Annotated in this window: 19 protein-coding genes; 6 read left to right on the plus strand and 13 right to left on the minus strand. The window is 66.8% G+C overall.

Translation table 11 applies throughout. The features are described from left to right. Positions 1–42: 42 nt before the first annotated feature. The 3 genes from nadC to nadA are packed head-to-tail and all read right to left on the minus strand — an operon-like array spanning position 43 to position 3,604. Positions 43–900, minus strand: coding sequence for a carboxylating nicotinate-nucleotide diphosphorylase (nadC, locus tag ACOQFL_RS06355; protein WP_435543367.1), 858 nt, complete (start codon positions 898–900; stop codon positions 43–45). Between the two features lie 26 nt (positions 901–926). After that, positions 927–2,531 carry an L-aspartate oxidase gene (locus tag ACOQFL_RS06360; RefSeq protein ID WP_435543148.1) on the minus strand — a complete coding sequence of 535 codons (1,605 nt, stop codon included), beginning with the start codon at positions 2,529–2,531 and terminating at the stop codon, positions 927–929. Further along, the gene (gene nadA / locus ACOQFL_RS06365) at positions 2,528–3,604 is read right to left on the minus strand and encodes a quinolinate synthase NadA (protein WP_435543149.1); all 1,077 of its coding nucleotides are present in this window, start codon (positions 3,602–3,604) and stop codon (positions 2,528–2,530) included. The genes ACOQFL_RS06360 and nadA overlap by 4 nt, the downstream gene beginning before the upstream one ends. A gap of 193 nt (positions 3,605–3,797) precedes the next feature. Here nadA and ACOQFL_RS06370 point away from each other — a divergent pair, with 193 nt between their 5' ends. From ACOQFL_RS06370 to ACOQFL_RS06380, 3 genes are all read left to right on the plus strand, one after another. Next, a complete protein-coding gene (locus tag ACOQFL_RS06370) occupies positions 3,798–4,463 on the plus strand; it encodes an NUDIX hydrolase (protein WP_435543368.1) in 666 nt (221 codons plus the stop codon). Positions 4,464–4,527: 64 nt separating this feature from the next. Then, the gene (locus ACOQFL_RS06375; RefSeq protein WP_435543150.1) at positions 4,528–5,208 is read left to right on the plus strand and encodes an LON peptidase substrate-binding domain-containing protein; all 681 of its coding nucleotides are present in this window, start codon (positions 4,528–4,530) and stop codon (positions 5,206–5,208) included. 63 nt (positions 5,209–5,271) lie between these two features. Then, positions 5,272–6,222 carry a DUF8017 domain-containing protein gene (locus ACOQFL_RS06380; RefSeq protein ID WP_435543151.1) on the plus strand — a complete coding sequence of 317 codons (951 nt, stop codon included), beginning with the start codon at positions 5,272–5,274 and terminating at the stop codon, positions 6,220–6,222. A 106-nt stretch (positions 6,223–6,328) separates the two neighbouring features. Here the strand turns inward: ACOQFL_RS06380 and ACOQFL_RS06385 are convergent, their stop codons facing one another. Next, the gene (locus tag ACOQFL_RS06385; RefSeq protein WP_435543152.1) at positions 6,329–6,931 is read right to left on the minus strand and encodes a DUF2567 domain-containing protein; all 603 of its coding nucleotides are present in this window, start codon (positions 6,929–6,931) and stop codon (positions 6,329–6,331) included. Positions 6,932–7,120: 189 nt separating this feature from the next. Here ACOQFL_RS06385 and ACOQFL_RS06390 point away from each other — a divergent pair, with 189 nt between their 5' ends. Continuing rightward, complete coding sequence (locus tag ACOQFL_RS06390) at positions 7,121–9,052, plus strand: arabinofuranosyltransferase (protein WP_435543153.1); 1,932 nt, start codon at positions 7,121–7,123, stop codon at positions 9,050–9,052. 99 nt (positions 9,053–9,151) lie between these two features. On the opposite strand, the gene ACOQFL_RS06395 is transcribed toward ACOQFL_RS06390, so the two are convergent. Next, positions 9,152–10,393 (minus strand): cytochrome P450 family protein, encoded by a 1,242-nt coding sequence (locus ACOQFL_RS06395; RefSeq protein WP_435543154.1) that lies wholly within the window; start codon positions 10,391–10,393, stop codon positions 9,152–9,154. 158 nt (positions 10,394–10,551) lie between these two features. Continuing rightward, the gene (gene dnaE, locus ACOQFL_RS06400; protein WP_435543155.1) at positions 10,552–14,151 is read right to left on the minus strand and encodes a DNA polymerase III subunit alpha; all 3,600 of its coding nucleotides are present in this window, start codon (positions 14,149–14,151) and stop codon (positions 10,552–10,554) included. Positions 14,152–14,453: 302 nt separating this feature from the next. Here dnaE and ACOQFL_RS06405 point away from each other — a divergent pair, with 302 nt between their 5' ends. Next, the gene (locus ACOQFL_RS06405; RefSeq protein ID WP_435543156.1) at positions 14,454–15,449 is read left to right on the plus strand and encodes an Lrp/AsnC family transcriptional regulator; all 996 of its coding nucleotides are present in this window, start codon (positions 14,454–14,456) and stop codon (positions 15,447–15,449) included. A gap of 87 nt (positions 15,450–15,536) precedes the next feature. On the opposite strand, the gene ACOQFL_RS06410 is transcribed toward ACOQFL_RS06405, so the two are convergent. Both ACOQFL_RS06410 and lspA read right to left on the minus strand, forming a co-directional pair. After that, positions 15,537–16,469 carry an RluA family pseudouridine synthase gene (locus tag ACOQFL_RS06410; RefSeq protein ID WP_435543157.1) on the minus strand — a complete coding sequence of 311 codons (933 nt, stop codon included), beginning with the start codon at positions 16,467–16,469 and terminating at the stop codon, positions 15,537–15,539. Continuing rightward, entirely contained in the window at positions 16,466–17,203 is a 738-nt protein-coding gene (lspA, locus tag ACOQFL_RS06415) for a signal peptidase II (RefSeq protein ID WP_435543158.1), read from the minus strand. Before lspA ends, ACOQFL_RS06410 begins: the two co-directional genes overlap by 4 nt. Before the next feature lie 216 nt (positions 17,204–17,419). Between lspA and gnd the strand changes: the two genes are divergently transcribed. Next, positions 17,420–18,853, plus strand: a complete 1,434-nt coding sequence (gene gnd / locus ACOQFL_RS06420) for an NADP-dependent phosphogluconate dehydrogenase (protein WP_435543159.1) — start codon at positions 17,420–17,422, stop codon at positions 18,851–18,853. Between the two features lie 86 nt (positions 18,854–18,939). On the opposite strand, the gene ileS is transcribed toward gnd, so the two are convergent. The 5 genes from ileS to ACOQFL_RS06445 all read right to left on the minus strand — a co-directional run bounded on the left by ileS (position 18,940) and on the right by ACOQFL_RS06445 (position 25,057). Then, entirely contained in the window at positions 18,940–22,131 is a 3,192-nt protein-coding gene (gene ileS, locus ACOQFL_RS06425; RefSeq protein ID WP_435543160.1) for an isoleucine--tRNA ligase, read from the minus strand. 430 nt (positions 22,132–22,561) lie between these two features. Further along, positions 22,562–23,125 (minus strand): hypothetical protein, encoded by a 564-nt coding sequence (locus tag ACOQFL_RS06430; RefSeq protein ID WP_435543161.1) that lies wholly within the window; start codon positions 23,123–23,125, stop codon positions 22,562–22,564. Positions 23,126–23,219: 94 nt separating this feature from the next. Next, entirely contained in the window at positions 23,220–24,089 is an 870-nt protein-coding gene (gene wag31, locus ACOQFL_RS06435) for a DivIVA-like cell division protein Wag31 (protein ID WP_435543162.1), read from the minus strand. 46 nt (positions 24,090–24,135) lie between these two features. Then, positions 24,136–24,420 (minus strand): YggT family protein, encoded by a 285-nt coding sequence (locus ACOQFL_RS06440; protein WP_175496697.1) that lies wholly within the window; start codon positions 24,418–24,420, stop codon positions 24,136–24,138. Between the two features lie 19 nt (positions 24,421–24,439). Continuing rightward, a complete protein-coding gene (locus ACOQFL_RS06445) occupies positions 24,440–25,057 on the minus strand; it encodes a cell division protein SepF (RefSeq protein WP_435543163.1) in 618 nt (205 codons plus the stop codon). Between the last annotated feature and the right edge of the window lie 59 nt (positions 25,058–25,116).

The following is a 25,116-nucleotide window of genomic DNA, read 5'->3' on the forward strand; positions in this document are numbered from 1 at the left end:
TCGGTCGGAGTGACGAACGAACCCGGTGTTTCGGACGACGGCTCACATGTCCAGCCCGATGTCCAGCACGCCCGCCGAATGAGTCAGCGCTCCGACCGCCAGGTAGTGCACTCCGGTGGCGGCGTAGGTCGGTGCGACGTCGAGGGTGAGTCCTCCGGAAGCCTCCAGCTCGGTTCGGGGAGACCGTTGCGCGGCACGTCGGACCGCTTCGGCGCAGTCCCCCGATGTGAAGTTGTCCAGCAGCACCAACGCCGGCTTCTCGGGCAGCACCTCGTCGAGTTCGTCGAGACCGGACACCTCGACCTCGAGCTCCAGATCGGGCGCGTACTCGCGGCATGCCCGCAGCGCGGCGGTCACGGAACCGGCGGCTGCCACGTGGTTGTCCTTGACGAGCATGGCGTCGCCGAGTCCGAGTCGATGGTTGCTGCCACCACCGCAGCGCACCGCGTACTTCTGCGGCAGTCTGATTCCGGGCACGGTCTTGCGACTGTCCCGGATCACACAGTGCGAGTCGCGCACCGCCGCCACCCAGGCCGCCGTAGCCGTCGCGACACCGGAGAGGTGGCACAGCAGGTTCAACGCCGTCCGTTCGGCGGTGAGCAGACCTCCCACCGGCGCGCGAACCGTGAGCACGCACTCGCCCGCGGCGACCTCCCCGCCGTCGGAGACCGCCGAGAGCACCTGGTAGCCCTCCGGGCCGATCGTCTCGTCCAGCACGGCCAACACGAACGGCAGTCCGGCCACCACACCGCTCCCTCTGGTGTTGAACGCGGCGGTGGCCACTGAATCGGCGGGCACGGTGGCCCTCGTTGTGGCGTCCGGGCCGTAGCGCAGGTCCTCGGCCAGCGCCGCACGCACCAGAACCGAGCTCTCCGCGGGCTCCAGTTCGGCGGTGCGCAGGTTTCGGACGGTGTCCTCGGAGAGGTTCAAGCCACTTCCCTCGATTCCTCCGGGGTGGAACGGATCAACCAGCCGGACACATCCAGCCGCAGCGGATTGGGGCGCCCCCACCGCAGATCATCGGTGTCGGGGTGGTCGTAGCGCCGGTGGCAACCACGCGATTCGGTCCGGTCCGCGGCCGCGGCGAGCAGCGCGTGAGCCGTGAGTCCGAGCGCGGCGTCCTCGACTTCCGCACGACTGCGCAACGGCCGGACCACGGCCGCCGCGTCCAGTCCGGACTTGGCCTGCCGCAGCCCGTCGGCGTGACGTCCGATACCGGCGTATCCGCTCATGAGCTGTTGTAGTCGGGACCGCTCGACCACGGCGGCGGCGGGCGGGCGTTCGGTGACCACCGAACCCCGGCGCAGGGAACCCGAGCGGATATCGCGCAGCGCGGCGTCGGCGGAACGGGTACCGAGTACCAGTCCTTCCAGCAGGCTGTTGGAGGCGAGCCTGTTGGCACCGTGCAGCCCGGTACGCGCGACCTCACCCGCGACGTACAGGCCTGTCACCCCGGTTCTGCCGTCGACATCACACATGATCCCGCCGCAGGAGTAGTGCGCGGCCGTGGTGACCGGAATGGGGTCCACCAACGGGTCGATCCCGGCGTCCCGACACGCCGTGTACACGGTCGGGAAACGCGCGGCGAATCCGTCGCCGAGCCCGGTCGCGTCGAGGTAGACCGACTCCGAGCCGGTCTCGGCGAGTTTCTCGTTGATCGCGGCGGAGACGACGTCGCGGGGAGCCAGATCGCCCCTCGGGTGCTTTCCCGCCATCACCGGTTCACCCCGGGAATCCAGCAGCACGGCTCCCTCGCCCCGGACCGCCTCGGTGATCAACGGTCGGCTCCCACCCTCGGCGGGGGAGGTGTGCAACACGGTCGGATGAAACTGGACGAACTCCAGGTCCGCGACCGCGGCCCCGGCGCGCAGGCCGAGCGCCACACCGTCCCCGGTCGCGACCTCCGGATTGGTCGTCGCCCGGTACAGCTGACCGAGCCCGCCGGTGGCCAGCAACACGGCGGGCGCCTGCACGAGACCGGGTCTGCCCGCGTGGTCGAGTACGAGCGCGCCACCGACCGCTCCCCACTCGGTGTGCGACAGCTCCACCACGCAGTGGTTCTCCAGGATGGGGATTCCCGCCTCGGTACCGGCCTCGATCAGTGCGCGCTGCACCTCGGCACCGGTCGCGTCACCACCGGCGTGAATCACGCGGAACGCACTGTGCCCGCCTTCACGGGTACGCGAGAGCGTTCCGGACGCCTCGCCGTCGAACCGTGCGCCCGCCGCGCACAGCCGACGCACGGCGGCCGCGCCGTCCCCGAGTATCGTGCGCACCGCCGAGGTGGAACAGAGCCCGGCGCCTGCCTCGAGGGTGTCCCGCACGTGCTGTCGCACGCTGTCGGAGGGATCGCACTCCTCCGATCTGACCACGGCGATGCCGCCCTGTGCCCATTCGGTGTTGCCGACCCCGGTGACTTCCTTGGAGACCACCAACACGCGCAGCCCGCGCTCCCGGGCACGCAGCGCGGCGGTCAACCCTGCGACACCGGTTCCGACGATCAGCAGGTCCGCACCCGCTTGCCAGGTCATTCGCCACCACCGGGCCGACCGATGCTGATCATTCGCTCCACGGCCGAGCGAGCACGTCGCGCCGTTTCGGTATCGACGCTGACCTCGTCGGCCTTCTCGGTGAGGCAGCGCAACAGCGCGGCAGGCGTGATCATCTTCATGTACTTGCAGGAGGCGCGGTCGTTCACCGGCCGGAAGTCCACCTCCGGAGCCGCCGTGCGCAGCTGGTGCAGCATCCCGACCTCGGTGGCCACCAGCACCGAGGACGCACCGGTTCGGTGGGCCGCGTCGAGCATCCCGCCGGTCGACAGGATCCTGACCCGCTCGGAGTCCACGCTCCCGTCGCCGGCCAGGTAAAGCGCCGAGGTGGCGCAACCGCACTCCGGGTGGATGAACAACTCCGCGTCCGGCTCGGCGGCGGCCCGCTCGGCGAGCTCGGCGCCGTTGATTCCCGCGTGTACGTGACACTCACCCGCCCAGACGTACAGATTCCGCCTACCGGTCTCCCGCTGCACGTGCGCGCCGAGGAACTGGTCCGGACAGAACAGCACCGGACGCTCCTCGGGGATCGAGCGCACGACCTCGACCGCGTTCGAGGAGGTGCAGCAGACATCGGTTTCCGCCTTGACCTCGGCCGTGGTGTTGACGTACGAGACCACCACCGGCTCGGGCTCGCCCGCTCGCACGAAGTCGGCCTTCCAGGCGCGAAGATCCTCGGCGGTGATCGAGTCCGCCAGGGAGCACCCCGCCCGCTCGTCGGGAATCAGCACCGTCTTGTGCGGGCTGAGGATCTTGGCGGTCTCGGCCATGAAGTGCACACCGCAGAAGACGATCGTGCTCGCCGTGCTCTCGGCGGCGATCCTGCTGAGTGCCAACGAGTCGCCGGTGTGATCGGCGACGTCCTGGATCTCGGGGATCTGGTAGTTGTGCGCGAGCACCACGGCGTCCAGCCGCTCGGCCAACCGGCGAACCTCGGCCGCCCACGCCTCGTTACCGGGAATACCCGTGTAACCGTCTTCGGTACGCCGCAGCTCTGCGGTGTCGAGTCCCGCCGGGTTGCCGTAACCACCGGCAGTGGCTGCTGTCGCGGCCATGTCCTCCTCCTCACCGACACGAGTGGTCGAACCACCGCGCCGATTTCCCCGCAGGGCCCGATTTCCCCACGGGGCCCGGTTGATCACCGGGTTGTCGAACTCCTGATTTCGCGACCAGGGTTTTCGTCTTAGGATCGAAAACGTGTCCAATACTAACACGCCGCCGGGGTTCCGGGAGCGGGATACGAGCCGCATCACGGGCCACGAGGTACTCGCGGGAGTCGTGCAGGTGCGGCAGGGATCCCTGAAGGCACTGCTGTGGCAACGCGCCCGACCACCCCATCCGAACCGTTGGGCACTTCCGGGCGGCAGGCTGGGCCCCGACGAAACGGTGGAATCCTCCATCCGCAGGCAGCTCGCCGAAAAGGTCGACGTGCGCGAGCTCACACACGTGGAGCAGCTGGCGGTGTTCAGCTCTCCCGGCAGAGTCCCGGACAAGCGCATCGTGGCCACCGCTTTCCTCGGGTTGATCCCCTGCGACACGGACCCGGAGCTGCCGGACGACACCGCCTGGCACCCCGTCGAAGCACTACCGGAAACGGCGTTCGACCACGAGGAGATCCTGCTGGCGAGCCGGGAACGCCTGCGCTCCAAACTGTCCTACACCAACATCGGCTTCGCGCTGGCTCCGCCGAAATTCACCGTCTCCGAACTGCGTGATCTCTACTCGGCAGCCCTGGGATACCGGGTATCGGCCACCAACCTGCAGCGTGTGCTCTCCCGCCGGGGTGTGTTGGAGGCGACGGGCGAAACCGTGGCGGCGGGCCCGTCGGGGGGTCGGCCACCCGCGCTGTTCCGGTTCACCTCGCGTGACCTGCAGATCACGGACAGGTTCGCGGTGTTGCGCCCGCCCGGATGACCCCGGAGTGCTGCCGGAGCAGCTCTGCTGGTCAGCGTGACGACAGTACAAGTAGGTTGGTGGCGTGACTGAAACGCTTCCGTTGTTTCCGCTGGGTAACGTGCTGTTGCCGGGCGGTTCGCTACCGCTGCACATCTTCGAGGCACGCTACCGGCAACTCGTGATGGATCTGGTCAACGAAGTCGTACCCGGCCGCAGGTTCGGTGTGGTCGGCATCCGCCAGGGATGGGAGGTCGGCGAGGACAACGTCGACGCGATGTACGAGGTCGGGTGCTCCGCGCACCTCGACGAGGTACAGCAGCTCCCCGAGGGGCGCTACGACATCACCACCACCGGTCGGGACCGCTTTCGACTGTTGCAACTGGACACCGAGGCGGCTCCCTATCTGATGGCCCGCGTGGAGTGGCTGCCGGACAGCACTCCACAGCAGGACTCCGAGCAGCTCAGGGAGAGGCTGTCGGTCTCGGCCCGAGCCGCCCAGGAGCGCTATCTGGCGACCGGACTCCGGGTGGAGGGCACCACCACCCCCGACGAGAGCACCGAGTTCGCCGAACTGTCCTACGCACTGGCGGAGAGCTGCGTTCTCGCACCGGACGACCGGCAGGACCTGCTCGCCGAGACCGACCCGGTGGCGCGAATGCGCGAGATCCGCTCGTTGATCAATCGGGAGACCGAGTTCGTGCGGAGACTGCGCGCCGTTCCAGCCCAGTTGTCCGAGTTCGCCGAACACGCGGGAACCAACTGATTTCCGACGCGATCACGCGAGGACCCGACACACGATTCGCGGTACTCGCTAGGATCACGAACCATGTCGTTACCTGGCGGGTCCAACAGCTGGACGGGACCGGACGGCGGGGCACAGCGCTACTACGATCCGCTGACCGGGCAACCCGCCCCGGGGGACGGGTCCCCCGCCGCCGAACAACCCCAGTACGGGCACTCTCGGCACGGCGCCTCGTTCGCACCGCCCCAGGCGGCGTCGAACCGGTACGGCACGCCGTCTTGGACCCCGTCCCGGGGGGAGTCGGCGGCTCCCCCCGTGCGGAGCCGTGGCCCGACCATCGCTGTGGTCTCGACCGCGATAGCCAGTGTGGTCATCATCATCACCACACTGGTACTGGTCAACCTCGACGACGGTGGAGGAAACGGAGCCGTCGCGGCGAGCTCCACGAGCACCACGAGCGGCTCGCGGCGGTCCGTCCCCGCCGCGATTCCCGGTTGGCAGTCCGTGGCGGTGTGGGAGACCGGTGTTGCGTACGACGTTCCCAGCGACTGGACACCGCACCCCGGCGCGGTCAACCGGCTGGGAAATTCCTCGACCGAAACGATCACACTGAGCGGGTACTCGCTGTACATGGCGGGCTTCTGTGACCGGGCACCGCAATCGTTCCGTGCCCTGATCGGCCTGACCTCCTCGAAGATGACCGACAACGCCAAAGCAGGCAGGAAGACCATCGAAAAACTCGGGAACATGCTCTGGAGCACCAGCGACGGGGCACGTCCGCAGCTGAAACAGCGAGAACCACAGCGGGTGAGCCTCGACGACGGAAAACTGACAGCCACCTTCGTCAGTGCGGAGATCGTTCCGGCGACCACGGAAACGTGCCTCACCGAGTCCGCCTACATCGGCGCGATGGCCCTGCCGTACCAGCAGGGCACCGCGATTCTGGTGGGCATGGCGGACCAGGAGTTCGAGGGGGCCGAGACACCGGACACGATGGAACGCGCACTGCGTTCGCTGCGACTGCTGCCGGGCTGACGCTGCGACCGCTGCCCGGGCCACCACCACGGGTCGAGGTCCCCGCTCCGGAACCACTGCCTCGCCCGGGCACGACCCTCGGGAACGGGGGTGCTTCTCGGCCCGTTCAGCCTCGTCGCCTACCGAGATCGTCCAGGCCGTTCCACGAAGCGACGAGCCCGTAGGTCAGCGCGACGGTCATGGGTTGCCCCAGCAAACCGACCCACGTGTCCAACCGGGGCGCCACAGCCACCAGATCTCCGGGCCGCAGCGTGTTCGGCACCGGGTACATACCGGCGGCGAACGAGGTGCCGAGCCGCATTCCCAGCCAGGCCGAGAGCAACGAACCCAGCACCGTCGCCACGAGCAGCACGGGCCCCCTGCGGCCGCGCAGCTGCCAGACCACCGCGGCGACGAGCACGCCACAGGCGGAACTCAGCAGCAGGAAAACCGCCAGCCCGTCGAATTCGTGGTAGCTCTCGACCAGCACCGGAACCAGCTCACCCTCTGGTGTCATGGTGCTTTCCCGCGGCGGTGCCAGACGAGCCCAGATCCAACCGAGCGGAAACCCCAGCAAGGTCACCAACGACAACACACTCAGGGCGGGCAACAGATCCGCGCCGAACACCACTCCGGGGCGCTGCGCCCGTGTTCGTAGCTGTCGCCGCGCGACCGAATCGCGTTCGGCCGCGTACCCCTCCTCCGGTCCCTCGACCGGTTGTTCCGACACCGAGCCTCCTCCGAACGAACCGGCGAATCGACCACGAACAACTACTGTCCGGGGTCACGAGAGCACAGCCGCTCAACTGTCGTTATTCTGCGTAACGTCCATCATCGAATTCTCAGGACCGGGAGTGGCACCTTGCCGAGTTCCAGCTCGACCGGAACGGACCACACGGAGTGGAGTTCCCCGGACTCGATGCCGAGACTTTCCGGCGGTCGCACGGTCCTCGAACTTTTGCTGGGCACGGGAATCACGGTCGTGCTCAGTGTATTGCTGCAATTCGTCATCGTTCAGCCGGGAATCTCCGAACCCGGTAACGCACCCGAAGCCCTCGCCGTTCTCGGCTCCACCGTACTTCTGCTGCTGCTGGTGGTTCCGTCGGCTCTCGGGAGAAGAATCGGAAACGGGAGGCTGCGCCTCCTCGGTGTCTGGACCGCCCTGACAGCACTGACCACGCTGCTGCTGGCACTGCCGCTGCAACGCACCCGGTTCTACTACGGGGGCTCCTCGGTGGACAACGGGTTTCGGTTGCAGTACCTGAACCGGATGGCGGAGAACCTGGTGCCCGCGGACATGAACTACGCGGACATCGTCCCCTACTACCCATGGGGATGGTTCTGGCTCGGCGGGCGATTCGCGAACCTGATCGGCTGGGAAGGCTGGGCCTCCTACAAACCCTACGCGCTGACGTGGATGGCCGTGGTCGTCGTGCTGGCCTTCACGCTGTGGAGTCTGGTGCTGCCGCGTGAACAGGCACTGTTGGCCGCGCTGGTGACGATGTTGAGCGGCATGCGCCACGGCCTGATGGAACCGTACGCTTGGCCCTCCGCCGCATTGCTGGCTCCGATGGCCGTACTTGCCTGGTACGCCCTGTCCAGACGAGGGCGCGCACCACGCGGTGTGTTGCTCGGTCTGGGGATCTTCGTCGGTTTCGCGGCGATGACCTACACGCTGAACTTCGGTTTCGCGGTGCTGGTGATCGTGGCCATGGCCCTCGTCATCGGTGCGAGACGCGTCGCGGGTGGCGCTCCGGTCGGGCGCACGGTGTGGGAACTGTTCCTGAGGTTGGTACCCATCGGAGTGGTCAGCGGCCTGTTGGCTCTGGGAGTGTGGGCTCCGTTCCTGCTCGCGAGGGGATTCTCCGAGAGGAGCGCGGCACAGCACTACCTGCCCGCTGGAAGCGCCTACCTACCGTTGCCGTTCGCCGAGTTCTCCCCATTCGGGGTGCTGTGCCTGTGCGGTCTGGTGTGGTTGATACTTCGCACCACGAGCACTCGGCTCGCGGCGGCGTTGCTGACGGCGACGGTCACCGTTTACGTGTGGTTCGGGTTGTCCACACTGGCGCTGGTCGCCGAGACCACGCTGTTGGCGTTCCGCCTCCGTGTGATCCTGGAGTGCCTCCTGGCCGTGGCCGGCGTGATCGGACTGGTCGAGCTGCTCCACAGGCTGCGGGGCAGGCTTCCAGAGAGGTATCTGCCCCAGGTGACCGCGCTGTCGGTGGTGCTGGCCATGACCGGCTCGCTCTCGGTGGCGCAGTACCAACTCAACACCGGGTTGGAGTCCCGCGTCCAGGAGGCGTACGAGGACTACTACCCCACCGGCCACAATGCCCTCGGCGCGCGGAACCCGAACGAACCCAACTCCTGGCTGGACGATCTCATCTCGACCATATCCGGGATGACCGGTCGAAATCCGCAGCGGAACGTCGTGCTGAGCACGAACTACAAGCTGGGCTCGTTCGAGTCGTACTGGATGTTCCAGCAGGAAACACCGCACTACGCCAATCCGCTGGGTGAGTACGAAAAGCGCGCCGCGGAGATAGCGCGCTGGGCCGACGCCTCGGACAGCGCCGAGCTGGCACAGTTGCTACGCGACAGCCCGTTCCGCGCTCCGGACGTGTTCGTACTCCGGCATCGCCGGGAGTCCGGGGTGCCGACCGACGGCGATGACACGGCCGAGAATTCGACCCCGCCCATCGGGAAACTCTCGCTGACGCTGAAACGCGACGTTTTTCCCGCCCAGCCGAACGTGCTGAACCACCGGGTGTTGTTCGACGCGGCACTGTTCCGAGGCCCGGAGTTCACCACCAGAGAAGTCGGCCCGTACACCGTGATCGTCGTGCGGTGACGAACCGAAGTCCCCGTTCGGGCCGCCACCGGCAGCGACAACGAGGTCCGTCCGGTCGGTCGAGCGAGCGGCTTCACCCGCCGGGGGCGGGAGTTCACCTCAGGCAAGCCGGACGGGCAACTGCTCCAGTCCACGCATCAACGTGCTCGGGCGGTAGGACAGCTGTTCGTCCGGCACGGCCAGCTCCATGGTGGGAAAGCGCTCCGTGAGCCGTCGCAGCGCTATCTGCCCCTCCAAACGTGCCAACGGGGCTCCGACACAGAAATGGATACCGTGCCCGAAAGCCAGGTGGCCGTTGGTGGCTCGGTCCTGGTCGAACCGATCGGGCGTGTCGAACTTGTCCGAGTCGCGGTTTGCCGAGCCCAGCGCGACCAGCACCAGCTCTTCCGCGGGGATCTCCACATCTCCGACCATCACCGGTTCCGTGGTGTACCGGAAGGTCGCCAGATTCACGGGACCGTCGAACCGCAACGTCTCCTCGACCACCGAAGCGGCCCGTTCCGGTTCCTCGCGCAGCAGCCGGTACTGCTCCGGATCGCGCAGCAATGCCAGTACCCCGTTGCCGATGAGGTTGACCGTGGTCTCGTGTCCGGCGACCAGCAGCAGGAACACCATGGCGATCAGCTCCCCGCCGCTGAGCCGATCCGCGTCCTCACTGGCTTCGATCAGCGCCGTGAGCAGGTCGTCCATCGGTTTCCGTCGTTTCTCCTCGACCAGTTCGAGCAGGTAGTCCGCCATGGCGGCGGCAGCCTGTTCCGCGGCTTGAGGATCCTGTCCGGAAACCACGGTGTTGGACCACTCGCGAAACTCGTCCCTGCGGTCCTCGGGGATCCCCAACAGTTCGCAGATCACACGGATTGGCAGGGGGAAGGCGAACTCGTCCAGCAGATCGATACCGACGTCACCGGCATGCTCGGTCGCCGCCATCTCGTCGAGCAGTTCACCCGTTATCTGCTCGATCCTGGGACGCAGCGCCTCGACGCGACGGGCGGTGAAAGCCTTCACCACCAACTTGCGCAGTCGGGTGTGATCGGGCGGATCCATGTTGAGCATGTGGGCCTGCACGGATTCCGAGATGTCGGCCCGCTGGGCCCCGCGCTCGACCTCACGCTCCGTGATCCGCCCTATCCCCCGGTAGTCCTTGCTGAGCCTGGGGTCGGTCAATGCGGCTTTGGCATCGGCGTAGCGGGTCACCAGCCATACCGGCATCCCGGTCACGGTGACCACTCTCCTGGTGGGGTCGGATTCCCGCATCCACGAGTAGTGCACGTGCGGATCCTGCAGGAACTCCTTGTCGAGAACCGAAACGGAGTCGTGTGGACACTGCTGGGACGAAGTCATGACAGCCCTTCGCGATAGACACCGGTCCACCCACAGTTAACACCGTTAATAATTGATCTGTCACTACTACACCGGAAAGGCACGAACGATTTTCACCGGCAAGGGGTAATCCGCTCGGCAGGAGCCCACGGGTGATCCTTCCGGAGCGGACAACCCGATCAGGTCAGGGACTCGAAACACCCGGCACCCAGCAGCCCCTTGAGCTCGCCCTGCAAACCGTTGTCGGTGTTGACGAAGAACTCACTGGAAAGCGCCAGTCGGGTCTCGCCACGACTGCCCTGCAACTTGACCTGGACCGGCACCGCACCGGAATGGGCGCGCAACGTGCGCTTGAGCTCGTTGACCATCCCCCGATCCACCTTGGCGGCGTTGAGACGCAGCACGAACGGAGGGCTGCTGCCGGGATCGGTCTCGGCAGCGGAGATATCCACCGGAACAGCGTCCGAGGCGAACACACTGATGGCACCCTCCCGTTCGTTGATGCGCCCCTTGACCGCTATCGCGGTGTCCTCGACGAGCGTATCGGCGAACATCTCGTACGCCTTGGGGAAGAACAGGACCTCCACGCTGGCGTCCATGTCCTCCATCGTCACGATGGCCCACGGCTGACCGTTCTTGTTGATCCTGCGCTGGATGCCGGAGATCATCCCCGCGATCCGCACCTGATCCTTGCCGTCCCTGCCCCCGGACGAGGAGCGTTCCCCACCGATCAGCTCGGCTATGCCGGTGTCCTGGTAGGGCGCGAGGAGTTTCTCTGCCCCGTCCAACGGATGCGCCGAGACGTACAGCCCCAGCATCTCGCGTTCGTAGGCCAGCAACTGTTTGCGGGGCCATTCCTCGGCGGAGAACGTCAGATGGGCCAGCGGGGAACTCTCCGAGGCCGCGTCGTCACTCGAAGCGGGGCCGAACAGGTCGAACTGTCCGGCGGCCTGCTGCCGTTTCAACCCGACGACCGCGTCGACAGCGGATTCGTGCTGTTCGGTCAGTCCCATTCGCGTGTGCCCCAGCGAATCGAAGGCACCGGCTTTGATCAGCGACTCCACGACACGTTTGTTGCAGGCCACCGTCTCGGACTTGTCCAAGAAGTCCCGGAATGAAACGTATCTTCCCTGTTCGTCCCGGACCCGACATATCGAGCCGACCACGTTGCCACCGACGTTGCGAACCGCGCTGAGCCCGAACCGGACGTCGGAGCCGACGGCGGTGAACGTGTCCCTGGAGTCGTTGACGTCGGGGGAAAGCACCCGGACCTGCATCCGACGGCACTCCGAGAGATAAACCGCCATCTTGTCCTTGTTGTCGCCGTTGGCGGTCAGCAGTGCTGCCATGTACTCGGCCGGGTAGTTCGCCTTCAGATAGGCGGTCCAGTAGGCCACCAGGGCGTAACCGGCGGCGTGGGACTTGTTGAACGCGTAACCGGCGAACGGCAGCACCGTGGTCCACAGGGCGTTGATCGCCTCTTCACTGTAACCGTTCTCGGACATGCCCGCGTGGAAGCGCACGAACTCCTCGTCGAGGACTTCCTTCTTCTTCTTGCCCATGGCCCGACGCAGGATGTCCGCTTGCCCGAGGGTGTAGTTGGCCACCCGCTGTGCGATCGCCATGATCTGCTCCTGGTAGACGATCAGACCGTAGGTCTCGGCCAGCACGTCGCGCAGCGGCTCCTCCAGCTCGGGATGGATGGGCTCGATCGGTTTGCGACCGTTCTTGCGATCGGCGTAGTCCAGGTGGGCGTTGACTTCCATGGGGCCGGGCCGGTAGAGGGCGTTCGCCGCCACGATGTCGGTGAACTCCGTGGGACGCAGCCGTTTGAGCAGCTCGCGCATTCCCCCGCCTTCGAGCTGGAAGACGCCCAGACTCTCGCCACGGGCGAGCAGCTCGTAGGTGTTGGCATCGTCGAGCGCCAGCCTGGACAGGTCGATGTCCAGCCCGTGGTTGGCACGTACGGACTGCAGGGCATCACCCAGGATGGTCAGGTTGGACAGCCCCAGGAAGTCCATCTTGAGCAGACCGATGGCCTCACAGCTGGGGTAGTCCCATCCGGTGATGATGGAACCGTCGTCGCGCATCCACAGCGGAACCGTGCCCATCAGCGGTTGCGAGGACAGGATCACCGCACAGGCGTGCACTCCCGCGTTGCGGATCAGCCCTTCCAGGCCACGGGCGGTGGAGAAGATCTGCGAAACGGACTGGTCGTTCTCGATGAGCCCGCGCACCTCGGCGGCCTCGGCGTAGCGCTCGTGCTCCGGGTCGACGATGCCTTCCAGCGGGATGTCCTTGGCGGCTATCGGGGCGGGAAGCGCCTTGGAGATCTTGTCCGCGATGGCGAACCCCGGCTGACCGTGATGAACCCGGGCGGCGTCCTTGATGGCGGCCTTGGTCTTGATCTTGCCGAAGGTGATGACCTGGGCGACCTTGTCACGCCCGTACTTGTCGATGGCGTACTGCAGCACCTCGTCGCGCCTGCGATCGTCGAAGTCGAGGTCGATGTCCGGCGGGGAGTCCCGCTCCGGGTTCAGAAAGCGCTCGAAGATCAGGCCGTGGGCGATCGGGTCGAGATCGGTGATGTGCAGGATGTAGGCCAGCAGCGATCCGGCTGCCGAGCCACGTCCGGGACCGACGTGGATGTTCTCCGATTTCGCCCAGCGGGTGACGTCACCGACCACGAGGAAGTACGCGCAGTACCCCTTGGTGTCCAGCACGTCGATCTCGCGTTCGATCCGCTCCCGGTACTCCTCGCCGATCCCGTCCGGAAAGCGCGTGGGCAGGTAGTGCTCCACCTCGGCGGCCAACGCGTCCCGTTCCGTTCGCCCCGCCTCGACGGTGACACGCGGCATCCGGTCCTCATAGGTCCAGACCTGCTCGTAGGACTCCACCAGGTCGCTGACCACGAGCGTGTTGTCCGCGGCACCGGGCACCTCGGAGTCCCAATACTCGCGCATCTCCTCGGCGGACTTGAGGTAGTAACCGTCCCCGTTGAACTGGAACCGGCTCTCGTCGTTAAGGGTCTTGCCCGACTGCACGCACAACAAAGCCCCGTGCGACTCGGCCTGGTCGACGGTGACGTAGTGGCTGTCGTTGGTGGCCAGCGGGCGCAGCCCCAGCTCCTTGGAGATCTTGAGCAGGTTCTCCCGGACGGAACGCTCGATGACCAGCCCGTGGTCCATCAGTTCGAGGAAGTAGTTCTCGGGGCCGAAGATGTCACGGTAGTCCGAGGCCGCCTGCAGGGCTTCGCGGTACTGCCCCAGCCGGAGTCGGGTCTGCACCTCGCCGGAGGGACAGCCGGTCGTGGCGATGATCCCCTCCGCGTGGTCCGCGATCAGCTCACGGTCCATGCGGGGCTTGCGGTACTGCCCCTCGAAGGAGGCACGGCTGGACAGGGTGAACAGGTTGCGCAATCCGGTCGAGTTCCGCGCGAGCATGGTCATGTGCGTGTAGGCACCCGCACCCGACACGTCACCGCCCTCACCGAACTCGTCGGTGCTGCGCTGCTTGGCCTCCCCCCAGAAGACCGGTTTCTTGTGGTAGCGGCTCTGCGGCGCGACATAGGCCTCGATACCGATGATCGGTTTGATGCCCGCCTTCTTGGCCTGCTGATAGAACTCGTCGGCACCGTACATGTTGCCGTGGTCGGTCATCGCGACCGCGGGCATCCCGAGACGCTTCGCCTCGGAGAACAGGGCCCCCATCTTCGCCGCGCCGTCCAACATCGAATACTCGGTGTGCACGTGCAGATGAACGAACGAATCGGCAGGCACGACGGATCTCCCTCCCGTGGAGCAACACGGCGCAACTCAATACTGTGACCAGCAAAGATGCTTCGCATGGTCGATTCGGAGTCCGGTGCGGTCGACGTCCTTCGCGTTACGGCGAAAGGTGGACCGGGACCGAGCCCCCAACCCTAATCCAGTCCGTTCCGCCGACATCGGACCGTCCCCGGTGTGTTCGCGGGCGGACGCCGGGCGCGCAAGAAAGCCGGGGAAGTCCGCCGAACGACGCTTCGGCAGTGGATCGACACCACGAAACACGAGGCTCACCGGAGCGGGTAGCGTGACAGGACGTGGCTGCACCAGATCCCGTGGACGTCCGTCTGCTCAACGCCGTCGCCGAGACAGGTCGCGCCGCAGTTCACGAACTCGCCGCCTACCTGAACATGGACGTGCGTGAGGTGGCCGCGAGACTGGCCACGCTGTCCACCACCGGCTTGCCACTGGTGGTCGGGGTGGAGTGCGATCCGAACGGGATCCGTAACGCGCTCGCCTCCGTCGGAGTCCAGCCGAGCCAACCCGGCGGTGGCTACCAGGCACCTCCCTCCGGGACGGGAGCGCCACCTCCGCCGCAGCACTCGGGACCGCCCAGTGGGGGCTATGCGGTCCCCGGTGGCATGAGCGGTCCCTACCCACCGCACGGACCGTATCCGCAGATGGCCCCGCAGTCGCCACCCTCGCCCGGCCAGGGGGTGCCGTCGCCGCAACAACAGCCGCCGCAGGGCCCACAGCAGCCTTCCCCCACGCCACCGGCACAACAACCACCCGCGGCACCCAACACGTGGGGGCCTCCCGGTTCCGCGGCATGGCCCCGGAGCGAGCAGAGTGCTACGGGGGGTCCGACACCGCGCCCACCCGCTGTCCCCAGAGCGGGCAAGGTCGGCAGCAAGCTGGACACGGTCGGCCCCAATGGTGAACCGGTCAGCGTGCTGCTGGTCGAGGTGGTCGACCCCGCCGATTTCCTGTTCAGCGCCGCAGGGCACACCCTGGAGGAAGGACAGCGGGCGATCGTGGTGCACATCGAGCTGACCAACCGCGGCACCACCGTGTTCGACTCGCCACCGGACCAGCACTTGCTGCTGGTGGCCCGAGACGGCTCGACCGTGTCCAGGTCCTCGGTGACGCTTTCCTCCCGGCCGCCGCACAGCTCCGGCGTCTCGCCCGGGGAAACGGGTGGTGGGCACAGCGTGTTCGTGTTGCCCGAGGAAACCGAACTACGCAGCGTCGAGTGGTCACCGCAGGCCGACCCGGGCCCCCACTCGCTGGTCTGGGACATCAGCGACCTCTGAGCGGCAGGTGGATACCCTGCCACACCGCCTCGGTCGGCCGGTACCGGCCGGTCCGGAGGGACCGCGTGGATACCGGCCGGGACCGGCTCAGTGGTCCTGTTCCCGCAGTTGCTCCAACGCTTCACTCAGGTCCGCCGGGTAGTCACTGTCGAAAGTCACCCGATCGCCATAACCGGGGTGTTCGAAGGACAGCGAGTACGCGTGCAACCACTGTCTGGTGAGGCCGAGCCGCCGTGCGAGCGTCGGATCGGCACCGTAGGTCAGGTCGCCGACGCAGGGATGGCGCACTGCCGAGAAGTGCACCCTTATCTGATGGGTGCGGCCCGTCTCGAGTTTCACGTCCACCAGCGAGGCCGCCCGGAACGCCTCCACCGTCTCGTAGTGGGTAACGCTGGGCTTGCCGTCCGTGACCACGGCGAACTTGTAATCGACCCTGGGATGACGATCTATGGGCGCGTCGATCGTCCCTCGACTCGGATCGGGGTGGCCCTGCACCAGAGCGTGGTAGTGCTTGTCCACCGTGCGTTCCTTGAACGCACGCTTCAACGCGGAGTAGGCACGTTCCGACTTCGCCAGCACCATGACTCCCGTAGTGCCCGCGTCGAGGCGATGCACCACTCCCTGCCGTTCCGGGGGGCCGGAAACGGCGAGGTTGATCCCCGCCGCGGCCAGCCCACCGAGCACGGTCGGCCCCTCCCAGCCGGGGCTGGGATGAACCGCCACACCTATGGGCTTGTTGACCACCACGATGTCGTCGTCCTCGTGCACGATCGTCAGGCCCTCCACGGGCACCGCGACGACCTCGGGGGACGTTTCCTCGCCCGGAAGTCGCACCTCGAGCCACGATCCGGCCAGCAACCGGTCCGACTTGCCGGCGGGCGCGCCGTCCAACTCGACGTCTCCGGAGGTGGTCAGCGCCGCGACGGTGTTGCGCGACACCCCCAGCAGCTTGGCCAGCCCGGAGTCCACCCGCATGCCGTCGAGCCCGTCGGGCACGGGCAGTGTGCGCAACTCACTCACGAGCTTTCCTCACCGTCCTCGCGTCGCTGCTCCTCGGCCGAGCCCGACGGAGCCGTCCCCCGTTCGGAAGGATTACCGGCCGCGGTCTCGTGTCGCTCGCCCCCGGTGGTGTGATCGTCGCTCTCGCCGGCACGGGCGCTTCGTTCCGCCCCTCGCCGATGCACGGTTCCGTCGTAGTCGTAGCCCAGCAGTGCCAGCAGCACGATCAGCACACCACCACACACGATCCCGGAGTCGGCCAGGTTGAACACCGGCCAGACGCTTCCGTCCGGTGCGAACACGGACAGGAAGTCGATCACGTGACCGCGCAGCGGAGCGGGTTCCCGGAATATCCGGTCGACGAGATTGCCGCAGGCACCGCCCAGCACCAGACCGATACCCACCGCCCAACCGGTGGAACGGAGCTTCGGGGCGAACCAGATTATGACGCCGACCACCACGATCGCCAGCAGGGCCAGCAGCCAAGTCAGTCCGGTGCCGATGTTGAACGCGGCTCCCGGGTTGCGGAAGAGCACCAAGTACAGGGCCCCACCGAACAGTTTGACCGGCTCTCGGTCCTCCAACTCGGCCACCGCCAACGACTTGGTGATCGTGTCCACCCCGATCAGGACCACGGCGATCCCGAACAACAGCACCAGCAATCGGGGGCGCGGCGGACCGCGACGTTCGGTGGCCGAACCGGGCGCCGGACGTGCGGAGCCGGAGGGGTCGCTCGTGTGGTGCTCATCGCTCACTCCCCCATTGTCCCTGACCGGTCGGGAGGGGTTCAGCCAGGCCGGGGCGGCGGTGTGCTCCGTCCCGGCCGCGAAACGAGGAGGCGGCGAACACCGCGCTGCGAAACCCACGCCGGTGCGCTAGGCATGCCCTTGGAACACGGGGACAACTGATGATGTTGCCCGAGCGGACACCCCGGTTCGCGTCGCGGATCGGGACATCGGATCGGAGCACAGATGAGCGACAAGGCGAACATCGGGGTTACGGGCCTGGCCGTCATGGGCAGGAACCTGGCCCGCAACCTCGCCCGCAACGGGCAGCGGGTGGCCGTGCACAACCGGCGTCGGGAACGCACCGACGAGCTGATCACCAGGTTCGGAGACGAGGGAAATTTCCTGGCCACCGGGTCGCTACGGGAACTCGTCGACACGTTGGAACGCCCCCGTCGCCTGGTGATCATGGTCAAGGCCGGGGACCCCACCGACGCGGTGATCGACGAACTCGTGCCGATGCTGGACACGGGAGACGTCCTCGTCGACGCCGGGAACGCCAACTTCGCCGACACCCGACGTCGGGAAGCGGCACTGGCCGACCGGGGAGTGCATTTCGTCGGGGCCGGGGTTTCCGGTGGTGAGGAGGGGGCGCTGCACGGGCCCAGCATCATGCCGGGAGGTTCGTCCGACGCCTACCGTGAGCTGGAACCCATTCTGCGCTCGATCGCCGCCAACGTGGACGGCACACCGTGCGTCACCCATGTGGGGACGGACGGGGCGGGTCACTTCGTCAAAATGGTGCACAACGGCATCGAGTACGCCGACATGCAGCTCATCGCGGAGACCTACGACCTGCTGCGCCGGGTTCTCGGGCTGGCACCGGGCGAGATCGCCGAGACCTTCCGTCGGTTCAACACCGGCCGATTGAACTCCTATCTGATCGAGATCACCGCCGAGGTGCTCGGTCACGTGGACAGCCGTACCTCCCTGCCGTTCGTCGACGTGGTGCTGGACCAGGCCGAGCAGAAGGGCACCGGTCGCTGGACCGTACAGAACGCACTGGAACTGGCCAGCCCGGTGACCGGAATCGCCGAAGCGGTTTTCGCGCGCTCGATCTCCGGGCAGCCGCGGCTGCGCGAGGACGCATCCGGGCTTCCCGGTCCTTCGACGGGCCCAGTGGTCGACGATCCCGAACGGTTCGTCGCCGACGTGGAACGCGCCCTCTACGCCTCCAAGATCATCGCTTACGCCCAGGGGTTCGACCAGATCCAGGCGGGCAGCGAGACCTACGAATGGAACATCGACCTCGGTGCGATCGCCACGATCTGGCGGGGCGGCTGCATCATCAGGGCGGAGTTCCTGGACCGTATCCGAGCGGCCTACGATCAGACCTCCGGACCGGCCGGTCTGCTGGCCGACGAGGACTTCCGCGAGGCGCTCGGCGAGGCCCAGGACTCGTGGCGTCGTGTGGTTGCCGTCGCCACGGCGGCCGGAGTGCCGGTACCCGGGATCTCGACCTCGTTGGCCTACTACGACACCGTTCGCGCGCAGCGGTTGCCCGCCGCGCTGATCCAGGGACAGCGGGACTACTTCGGAGCGCACACCTACCGCCGAAGCGATCTCGACGGGGTTTTCCACACCGAATGGGCGGCCGATCGCTCCGAGCACGAGGCCTGATCGGCAAAGTCCGCCGAGTCATCGAGTGGCGGGGCCTTCGGGAGGTCCCGCCACTCCGTCCCGCACGACCGGAACGACCTGTCCGTTCAGGACCTGACCACCGAAACCGCGATCTCGGTATCGGTGTCGCCGACCGTGCCGACCAGCGCACCGTCACCCGCCGTCTCGGCGGACTCGATCTCGTCGGCCAACGTCTCACCAGCAACGAACGAGTGGTGTTCCGCCACGGCCGCACGAACCGACTCCGGGGCGGCGATCGTTGCCACGATCCGGTCCGAGACGACCAAACCGGCCTCACGCCTGGCCTGCTGAACCACCCTGACGACGTCACGGGCCAATCCCTCGGTGGCGAGCTGGGTCGTCACCTCGGTGTCCAGCACCACCAGTCCGTCACCGCTCGGCAGCGCGGTGGCCGCGCCGGGATCGGTCGAAACCAGGTGTTCGGAGAACTCCTCCGGGTGTAGTTCGATCCCCGCCGCCAGCACACCACCCTGCGAGGTGCGGGTCCACTCACCGGATTTGACCGCCTTGATCGCCTTCTGCACATCGCCACCGAGTCGCGGCCCCGCGACCCGAGCGTTGACCGAGACCTCGAAGTGGCCGTGCGCGGCGACATCCGAGGTCAGCTCGACATTCTTGACGTTGACCTCGTCCCGCACGAGCTCGACGAACGGGAGCAGCGACTCGGAGCGCGGCAATGCCACGACCAACCGGCGCAACGGCAGTCGGACACGAAGTTTGTTCGACTTGCGCAACCCGAGCGCGGCCGAGCACACCTGACGGACGCTGTCCATGGCGGATACCAACTCGGGGTCGGCGGGCAGCTCCTCGGCACCCGGCCAGTCCGCCAGGTGCACCGAACGCCCGCCGGTCAGTCCGCGCCAGACCGCTTCGGCGGTCAACGGCAACAGCGGGGCGACCACTCGACAGGTGATCTCGAGAACGGTGTGCAACGTGTCGATGGCGTCCTTATCGCCCGCCCAGAAACGATCACGTGACCGCCGGACGTACCAGTTGGTCAACACCTCCAGGAAGTCCCTCACGGCCGCGCACGCTCCGGAGAGGTCGAACGCGTCCATCGCATCCCGGCTGTTGTCGACGAGCTCGCGCGTCTTGGCGAGTACGTAGCGGTCGAGTACGTGCCCACTGTCGGTACGCCAGGTTCCCTCGACGCTCTCCGCGTTGGCGTAAAGCGCGAGGAAGTACCAGGAGTTCCACAGCGGGAGCACCGCCTGCCGGACCGCGTCCCGGATTCCCTTCTCGGTGACGACGAGATCCCCGCCACGCAGGATCGGGCTGGACATCAGGAACCAGCGCATCGCGTCGGATCCGTCGCGCTCGAAGACCTCGCGCACGTCCGGGTAGTTGCGCTTGGACTTGGACATCTTGAGCCCGTCGTGACCGAGCACGATCCCGTGCGCGAGCACGTGTGCGAACGCGGGCCTGTCGAACAACGCGGTGGCGAGCACGTGCAGGGTGTAGAACCACCCGCGCGTCTGCCCGCTGTACTCCACGATGAAGTCGCCCGGATAGTGGTGTTCGAACCACTCGGCGTTCTCGAACGGATAGTGCACCTGCGCGAAGGGCATGGCCCCCGACTCGAACCAGCAGTCCAGCACGTCCGGTACGCGGCGCATGGTGGACCTGCCGGTGGGGTCGTCCGGGTTCGGGCGGGTCAGCAGGTCGATGTTCGGACGGTGAAGATCGGTGGGTCGCACACCGAAGTCGGCCTCCAGCTCGTCGAGCGAGCCGTACACGTCCGTACGGGGGTACTCCGGGTCGTCGGAGACCCACACAGGGATGGGGGAGCCCCAGTAACGGTTACGGGAGATGTTCCAGTCCCGCGCGTTCTCCAACCACTTGCCGAACTGGCCGTCCCTGATGTGCTCGGGCACCCAGTCGATCTGCCGGTTGAGCTGCACCATTCGGTCGCGGAACCTGCTGACTTCGACGAACCAGGAGGACACCGCACGCTGGATCAGCGCGTTGTCACAGCGCCAGCAGTGCGGATAGGGATGGTCGTAGGTCTCGTGGCGCAGCAACGAGCCGGCCGCCTTGAGATCCCTGATGATCGCCTTGTTCGCCTCGAATACCTGTTGCCCCTCGTAGGGCGCGACCTCCGAGGTGAACCTGCCGTGCTCGTCGACCGGCACGACGGGTTCGATCCCGGCGGCATCGGTGACCGCCTTGTCCTCCTCACCGAAGGCGGGAGCGATGTGCACCAGCCCGGTGCCGTCGTCGGTGGTGACGTAGTCGGCGGCCAGGACGCGGTGCGCGTGCTGCCTGCCCGCGAAGAAGTCGAACGGCGGCTCGTACCGGACTCCCAGCAGCTCACTACCACTGAAACGGGCGACGACACGCTCGGCGACGTCCTCGCCGAGCTCCCTGGTGTAGGCGGCCAACCGGTCGGCGGCCAGGACGTAGGAATGCTCGCCGTCGGCGGGCCGCACCAGTACGTACTCGATCTCGGGATTCACCGCGGCGGCGAGGTTGGAGGGCAGTGTCCAAGGGGTGGTGGTCCAAACCAGGGCCAGCGCCCCGTCGAAGACGGCACCCGGCGAGTCCAACCGCATTCCGACAGTGACCGCGGGATCCTGCCGCTGCCGGTACACGTCGTCCATCCGCGTCTCGGTGTTGGACAGCGGCGTCTCGCAACGCCAGCAGTACCAGAGCACTCGGAAACCGCTGTAGACCAACCCCTTGTCCCAGAGGGTCCGGAAGGCCCACATGACGCTTTCCATGTAGTCGAGATCCAGCGTCTTGTAGTCGTTGGAGAAGTCCACCCAACGCGCCTGCCGAGTGACGTAGTCCTGCCACTCGTCGGTGTAGTTCAGCACCGAGCTACGGCAGGCCTCGTTGAACTCGGCGACACCCATCGACTCGATCTCGGATTTGGCGCTGATGCCGAGCTGCTTCTCGGCCTCCACCTCGGCGGGCAGACCGTGGCAGTCCCAGCCGAACCTGCGCTCGACGCGGTAGCCCCGCATGGTCTTGTAGCGCGGCACCACATCCTTGGCATAACCGGTAAGCAGGTGCCCGTAGTGCGGCAGACCGTTCGCGAACGGCGGTCCGTCGTAGAAGACGAACTCGTTCGAACCGTTGTGCCCGGATTCACGGGTGGCGACGCTGGCGCGGAAGGTGTCGTCCCGTTCCCAGAAGTCCAGGACCTCGTGCTCGATCGTGGGAAAGGAAGGCTGCGCGGCCACCGCGTCGGTGGAGCGCGCGGCTTCGGAATTCCCGGAATCCGCGCCGTTGAACGGTACCTTCGGATAAGCCATCGCGGATGCGCTCCTCGCGAGTGTGTCGTGTGGTTACGCCGCACGAGCATCGGACGGAGATGCTCGAGCAGGGACGACACTGCGAGCTCGCTGCGGGACAACGCACGCTCGCGTACCGCGGTACCACCCCGCTTGCCACGTGGCCGGAAAAACGGCACGTGACCTCTCGTTCACGGCTGTGACGGGCCTGCCCGTCCGGTTCTACTGGGAAACGAACACCACGTGCCCGCATCCGTTCTTCCGGAGGCTCCCCGGTGATGGCCGGATCAACGCCGTTGGGTCCAGCATAGCGGTTCGACGCCAGCCGATCAGCGCAGGGCGCGATGCGCACCCGCTTACCGGTTCGCGGAAGTGTTTCGGCGGGCCGCCGCGGTACCGGCACCCGGCTGTCTCCCGAGCGCTACCGGGGGTGCGCGGGGCGCCAGCGGTCTCAGACGCTCGACCGCTCCAGCCGGGCCACCGATGTGTCCGGGGAGCAGACCGCGCAGGGGGTGAAGCCGAGCTCACGCGCCTCCCCCACGGGCAGCGGCATGGTGGAGCGCTGACCGACCCACGAGCAGTCGTCGAGATGGTAGCGAGGTCGCTCGTCGATCACGAACACCTCGGCGTCCGACTCGCACACCAGCAGCACGTCAGCGGCATCGGTTCGCTGCTCGGACGGCTCGGTGCCCGGATCCGGCTCGACGGATTCCGCGTGCGGGCCGATGGTGTCGCCCCCGAACGTTGTGCCGGACCCGTCCAGCTCGGCTTCGGATTCGGCCACCGGCCCGGATGCGGCATCGCCCGCGACGGCGTGCGCCGAGTGTCGTGGCGCGGGGCGGCTCCGTTTCCGATCACGGGGTTTCCGATCACGGGCACGGGACCAGAACAACAGGACGGCCGCCACGGCGCACAGCAGCACCGAGAGCCAGGCCCACTGGGCCGAACCCGCGGCCACCGCGAACACCAGAACACCCGCGGCCGCCAGGAGGAGAAGCAGCACTGTCAACAGCACGAGCACTCACGCTTTCAGCTGGATCCGAGGACCGTACGTCCCGGATCAACGAGCCGGGTGACACGTCGAAACGCGCCACCCGCTCCGAAAAACCTCAGCCCGCCTCCGCGGCACGTGCTCCGAAGTTGTAACTGCCACTCTGCTGCCCCGAGGAGTTCGACCTGCCGTTGCCGGAGCCCTCCGCCGGAGCGGCCGAACCACGATCCTGCAGCTCACGCAGCTGCGACTCCAGGTAGGTCTGCAATCGGGAGCGGTACTCTCGCTCGAAGGTGCGTAGCGTCTCGATCTTCTTCTCGAGGGCGTTCTTCTCCTGCGTGATGTTGCCCATCACTTCGGCGTGCTTGTGCTGCGCGTCCCGTTCCAGGCCCGCGGCCTTCTCGCGCGCCTGGCGTTCCAGGGTCTCGGCTCGGCTGCGCGCGTCGTTGAGCATCGTCTCGGCTCGGCTGCGCGCGTCGTTGACCATGCTGTCGGCCTTGGTCCGTGCGTCCGAGAGCAACTGTTCGGACTTGGTACGCGCCTCGGAGAGCATCCCGTCGGACTCGGTCTTGGCCTCACCGGTAAGCCGGTCGGCCATCTCCTGCGCCAGGCCGAGCACCTTGGCAGCCTGCACGTGCTGGTCACCGCCCGGCGAGGTCTGCTCGGAAGCGGCAGTGGGCGGGGGAACGGGTTGCAGTCTACGGGGCTCCTCGGAAGCAGCCGCGGAGCTCGACGGACCAGCGGCGGCACCCGAGTCGGCCGAGGCGGGCTGACTCCGCGCCTCGTCGAGATCGGACTGGGCCGACTGCAGCTGGGACTCCAGCTGCTCGACCTGGTTCCGCAAGTCCCCGTTTTCCTCCACGAGCCGCGCGAGCTCGGCTTCGACGAGATCGAGGAAGGCATCCACCTCGTCCTCGTTGTAACCCCGTTTTCCGATGGGAGGTTTGCTGAACGCCACGTTATGGACGTCGGCGGGGGTCAAACCCACAAGATCACCTCACGCACTCCTCGGCTGCGAGTCACCGGGTTCCCCGTTACCCGGGTTGAACCAGTCGCATCAAGATGTACACGACCAGCAGCAGCACCATAATGGACAAGTCCAGCCCGACGTTGCCGATTCGGACCGTCGGGATCACCCGACGCAGCAAGCGTACGGGTGGATCGGTCACTGTGTAGATGGTCTCCAGTGCGATCGCAACCCCGCCACCGGGTCTCCAGTCGCGGGCGAACGCACGAACGAGCTCCACCACGATACGCGCTATGAGCAGCAGCCAGAAGAAGAACAGCAGATAGTAAAGAACGATCAGGGCCGGTTCCACAACTCAACTCTGCCACCACTCACCCGTAATTGAAAAAGGCCCCCTCGGCGAGGCGGCGTTTGTCCTCGGCCGCCACGTCGACGTTGGGGGGCGAGAGCAGGAACACACGGCTGGTGACCTTCTCGATGGAACCACGCATCGCGAAGGCCAGACCAGCGGCGAAGTCCACCAGCCGCTTGGCGTCGGCCTCATCCATCTCGGTCAGGTTCATGATCACCGGTGTGCCGTCGCGGTACTGCTCTCCGATGGTCCGCGCCTCACTGTAGCTACGCGGATGCAAGGTTGTGATCTTGCTCAAATTGTAGTGGCTGCCCGTGTCGGTCACCGCGCGCAACCGTGGAGCCTGTTCCAGGTTGGGATCCACCGCCAACGAACCGCGCACCGGGCTCTCGGCTCCCCACTGCCTCCGAGTACGCGCGATGCGCGGGCGTGGCTCACTGTCATGGTCATCCTCTTGATCGTCCTCCTGGCCGCCACCGCGTGTACCGAGGTGTCGGCGCGAAGCGAGCGCCCTGTCCTCCGACGAGTCGTACTCGTCGTAGTCCGGAGCGTATCCGTCGGGCGCTTCGTCGTACTCGTCGACTTCTTCGGCCGGGACCATGCCGAAGTACGCCTTAAGCTTGTGTAGCTTACTCATCGGCAAGCCCCTTCCTCCGCGAAAAGTACAGCGACGGCAGGCCCTCGATCCGCTTGGCG

It is taken from the genome of Actinopolyspora sabaoui (assembly GCF_051225635.1).
GTDB lineage: Bacteria > Actinomycetota > Actinomycetes > Mycobacteriales > Pseudonocardiaceae > Actinopolyspora.

Excerpts from the sequence above, each read along its gene's own strand:
- ACOQFL_RS06360 (WP_435543148.1), bottom strand. The coding sequence starts at position 2,531 with ATGACCTGGCAAGCGGGTGCGGACCTGCTGATCGTCGGAACCGGTGTC.
- nadA (WP_435543149.1), bottom strand. The coding sequence starts at position 3,604 with ATGGCCGCGACAGCAGCCACTGCCGGTGGTTACGGCAACCCGGCGGGA.
- ACOQFL_RS06380 (WP_435543151.1), top strand. The coding sequence starts at position 5,272 with ATGTCGTTACCTGGCGGGTCCAACAGCTGGACGGGACCGGACGGCGGG.
- ACOQFL_RS06390 (WP_435543153.1), top strand. The coding sequence starts at position 7,121 with ATGCCGAGACTTTCCGGCGGTCGCACGGTCCTCGAACTTTTGCTGGGC.
- ACOQFL_RS06395 (WP_435543154.1), bottom strand. The coding sequence starts at position 10,393 with ATGACTTCGTCCCAGCAGTGTCCACACGACTCCGTTTCGGTTCTCGAC.
- gnd (WP_435543159.1), top strand. The coding sequence starts at position 17,420 with ATGAGCGACAAGGCGAACATCGGGGTTACGGGCCTGGCCGTCATGGGC.
- ileS (WP_435543160.1), bottom strand. The coding sequence starts at position 22,131 with ATGGCTTATCCGAAGGTACCGTTCAACGGCGCGGATTCCGGGAATTCC.
- ACOQFL_RS06445 (WP_435543163.1), bottom strand. The coding sequence starts at position 25,057 with ATGAGTAAGCTACACAAGCTTAAGGCGTACTTCGGCATGGTCCCGGCC.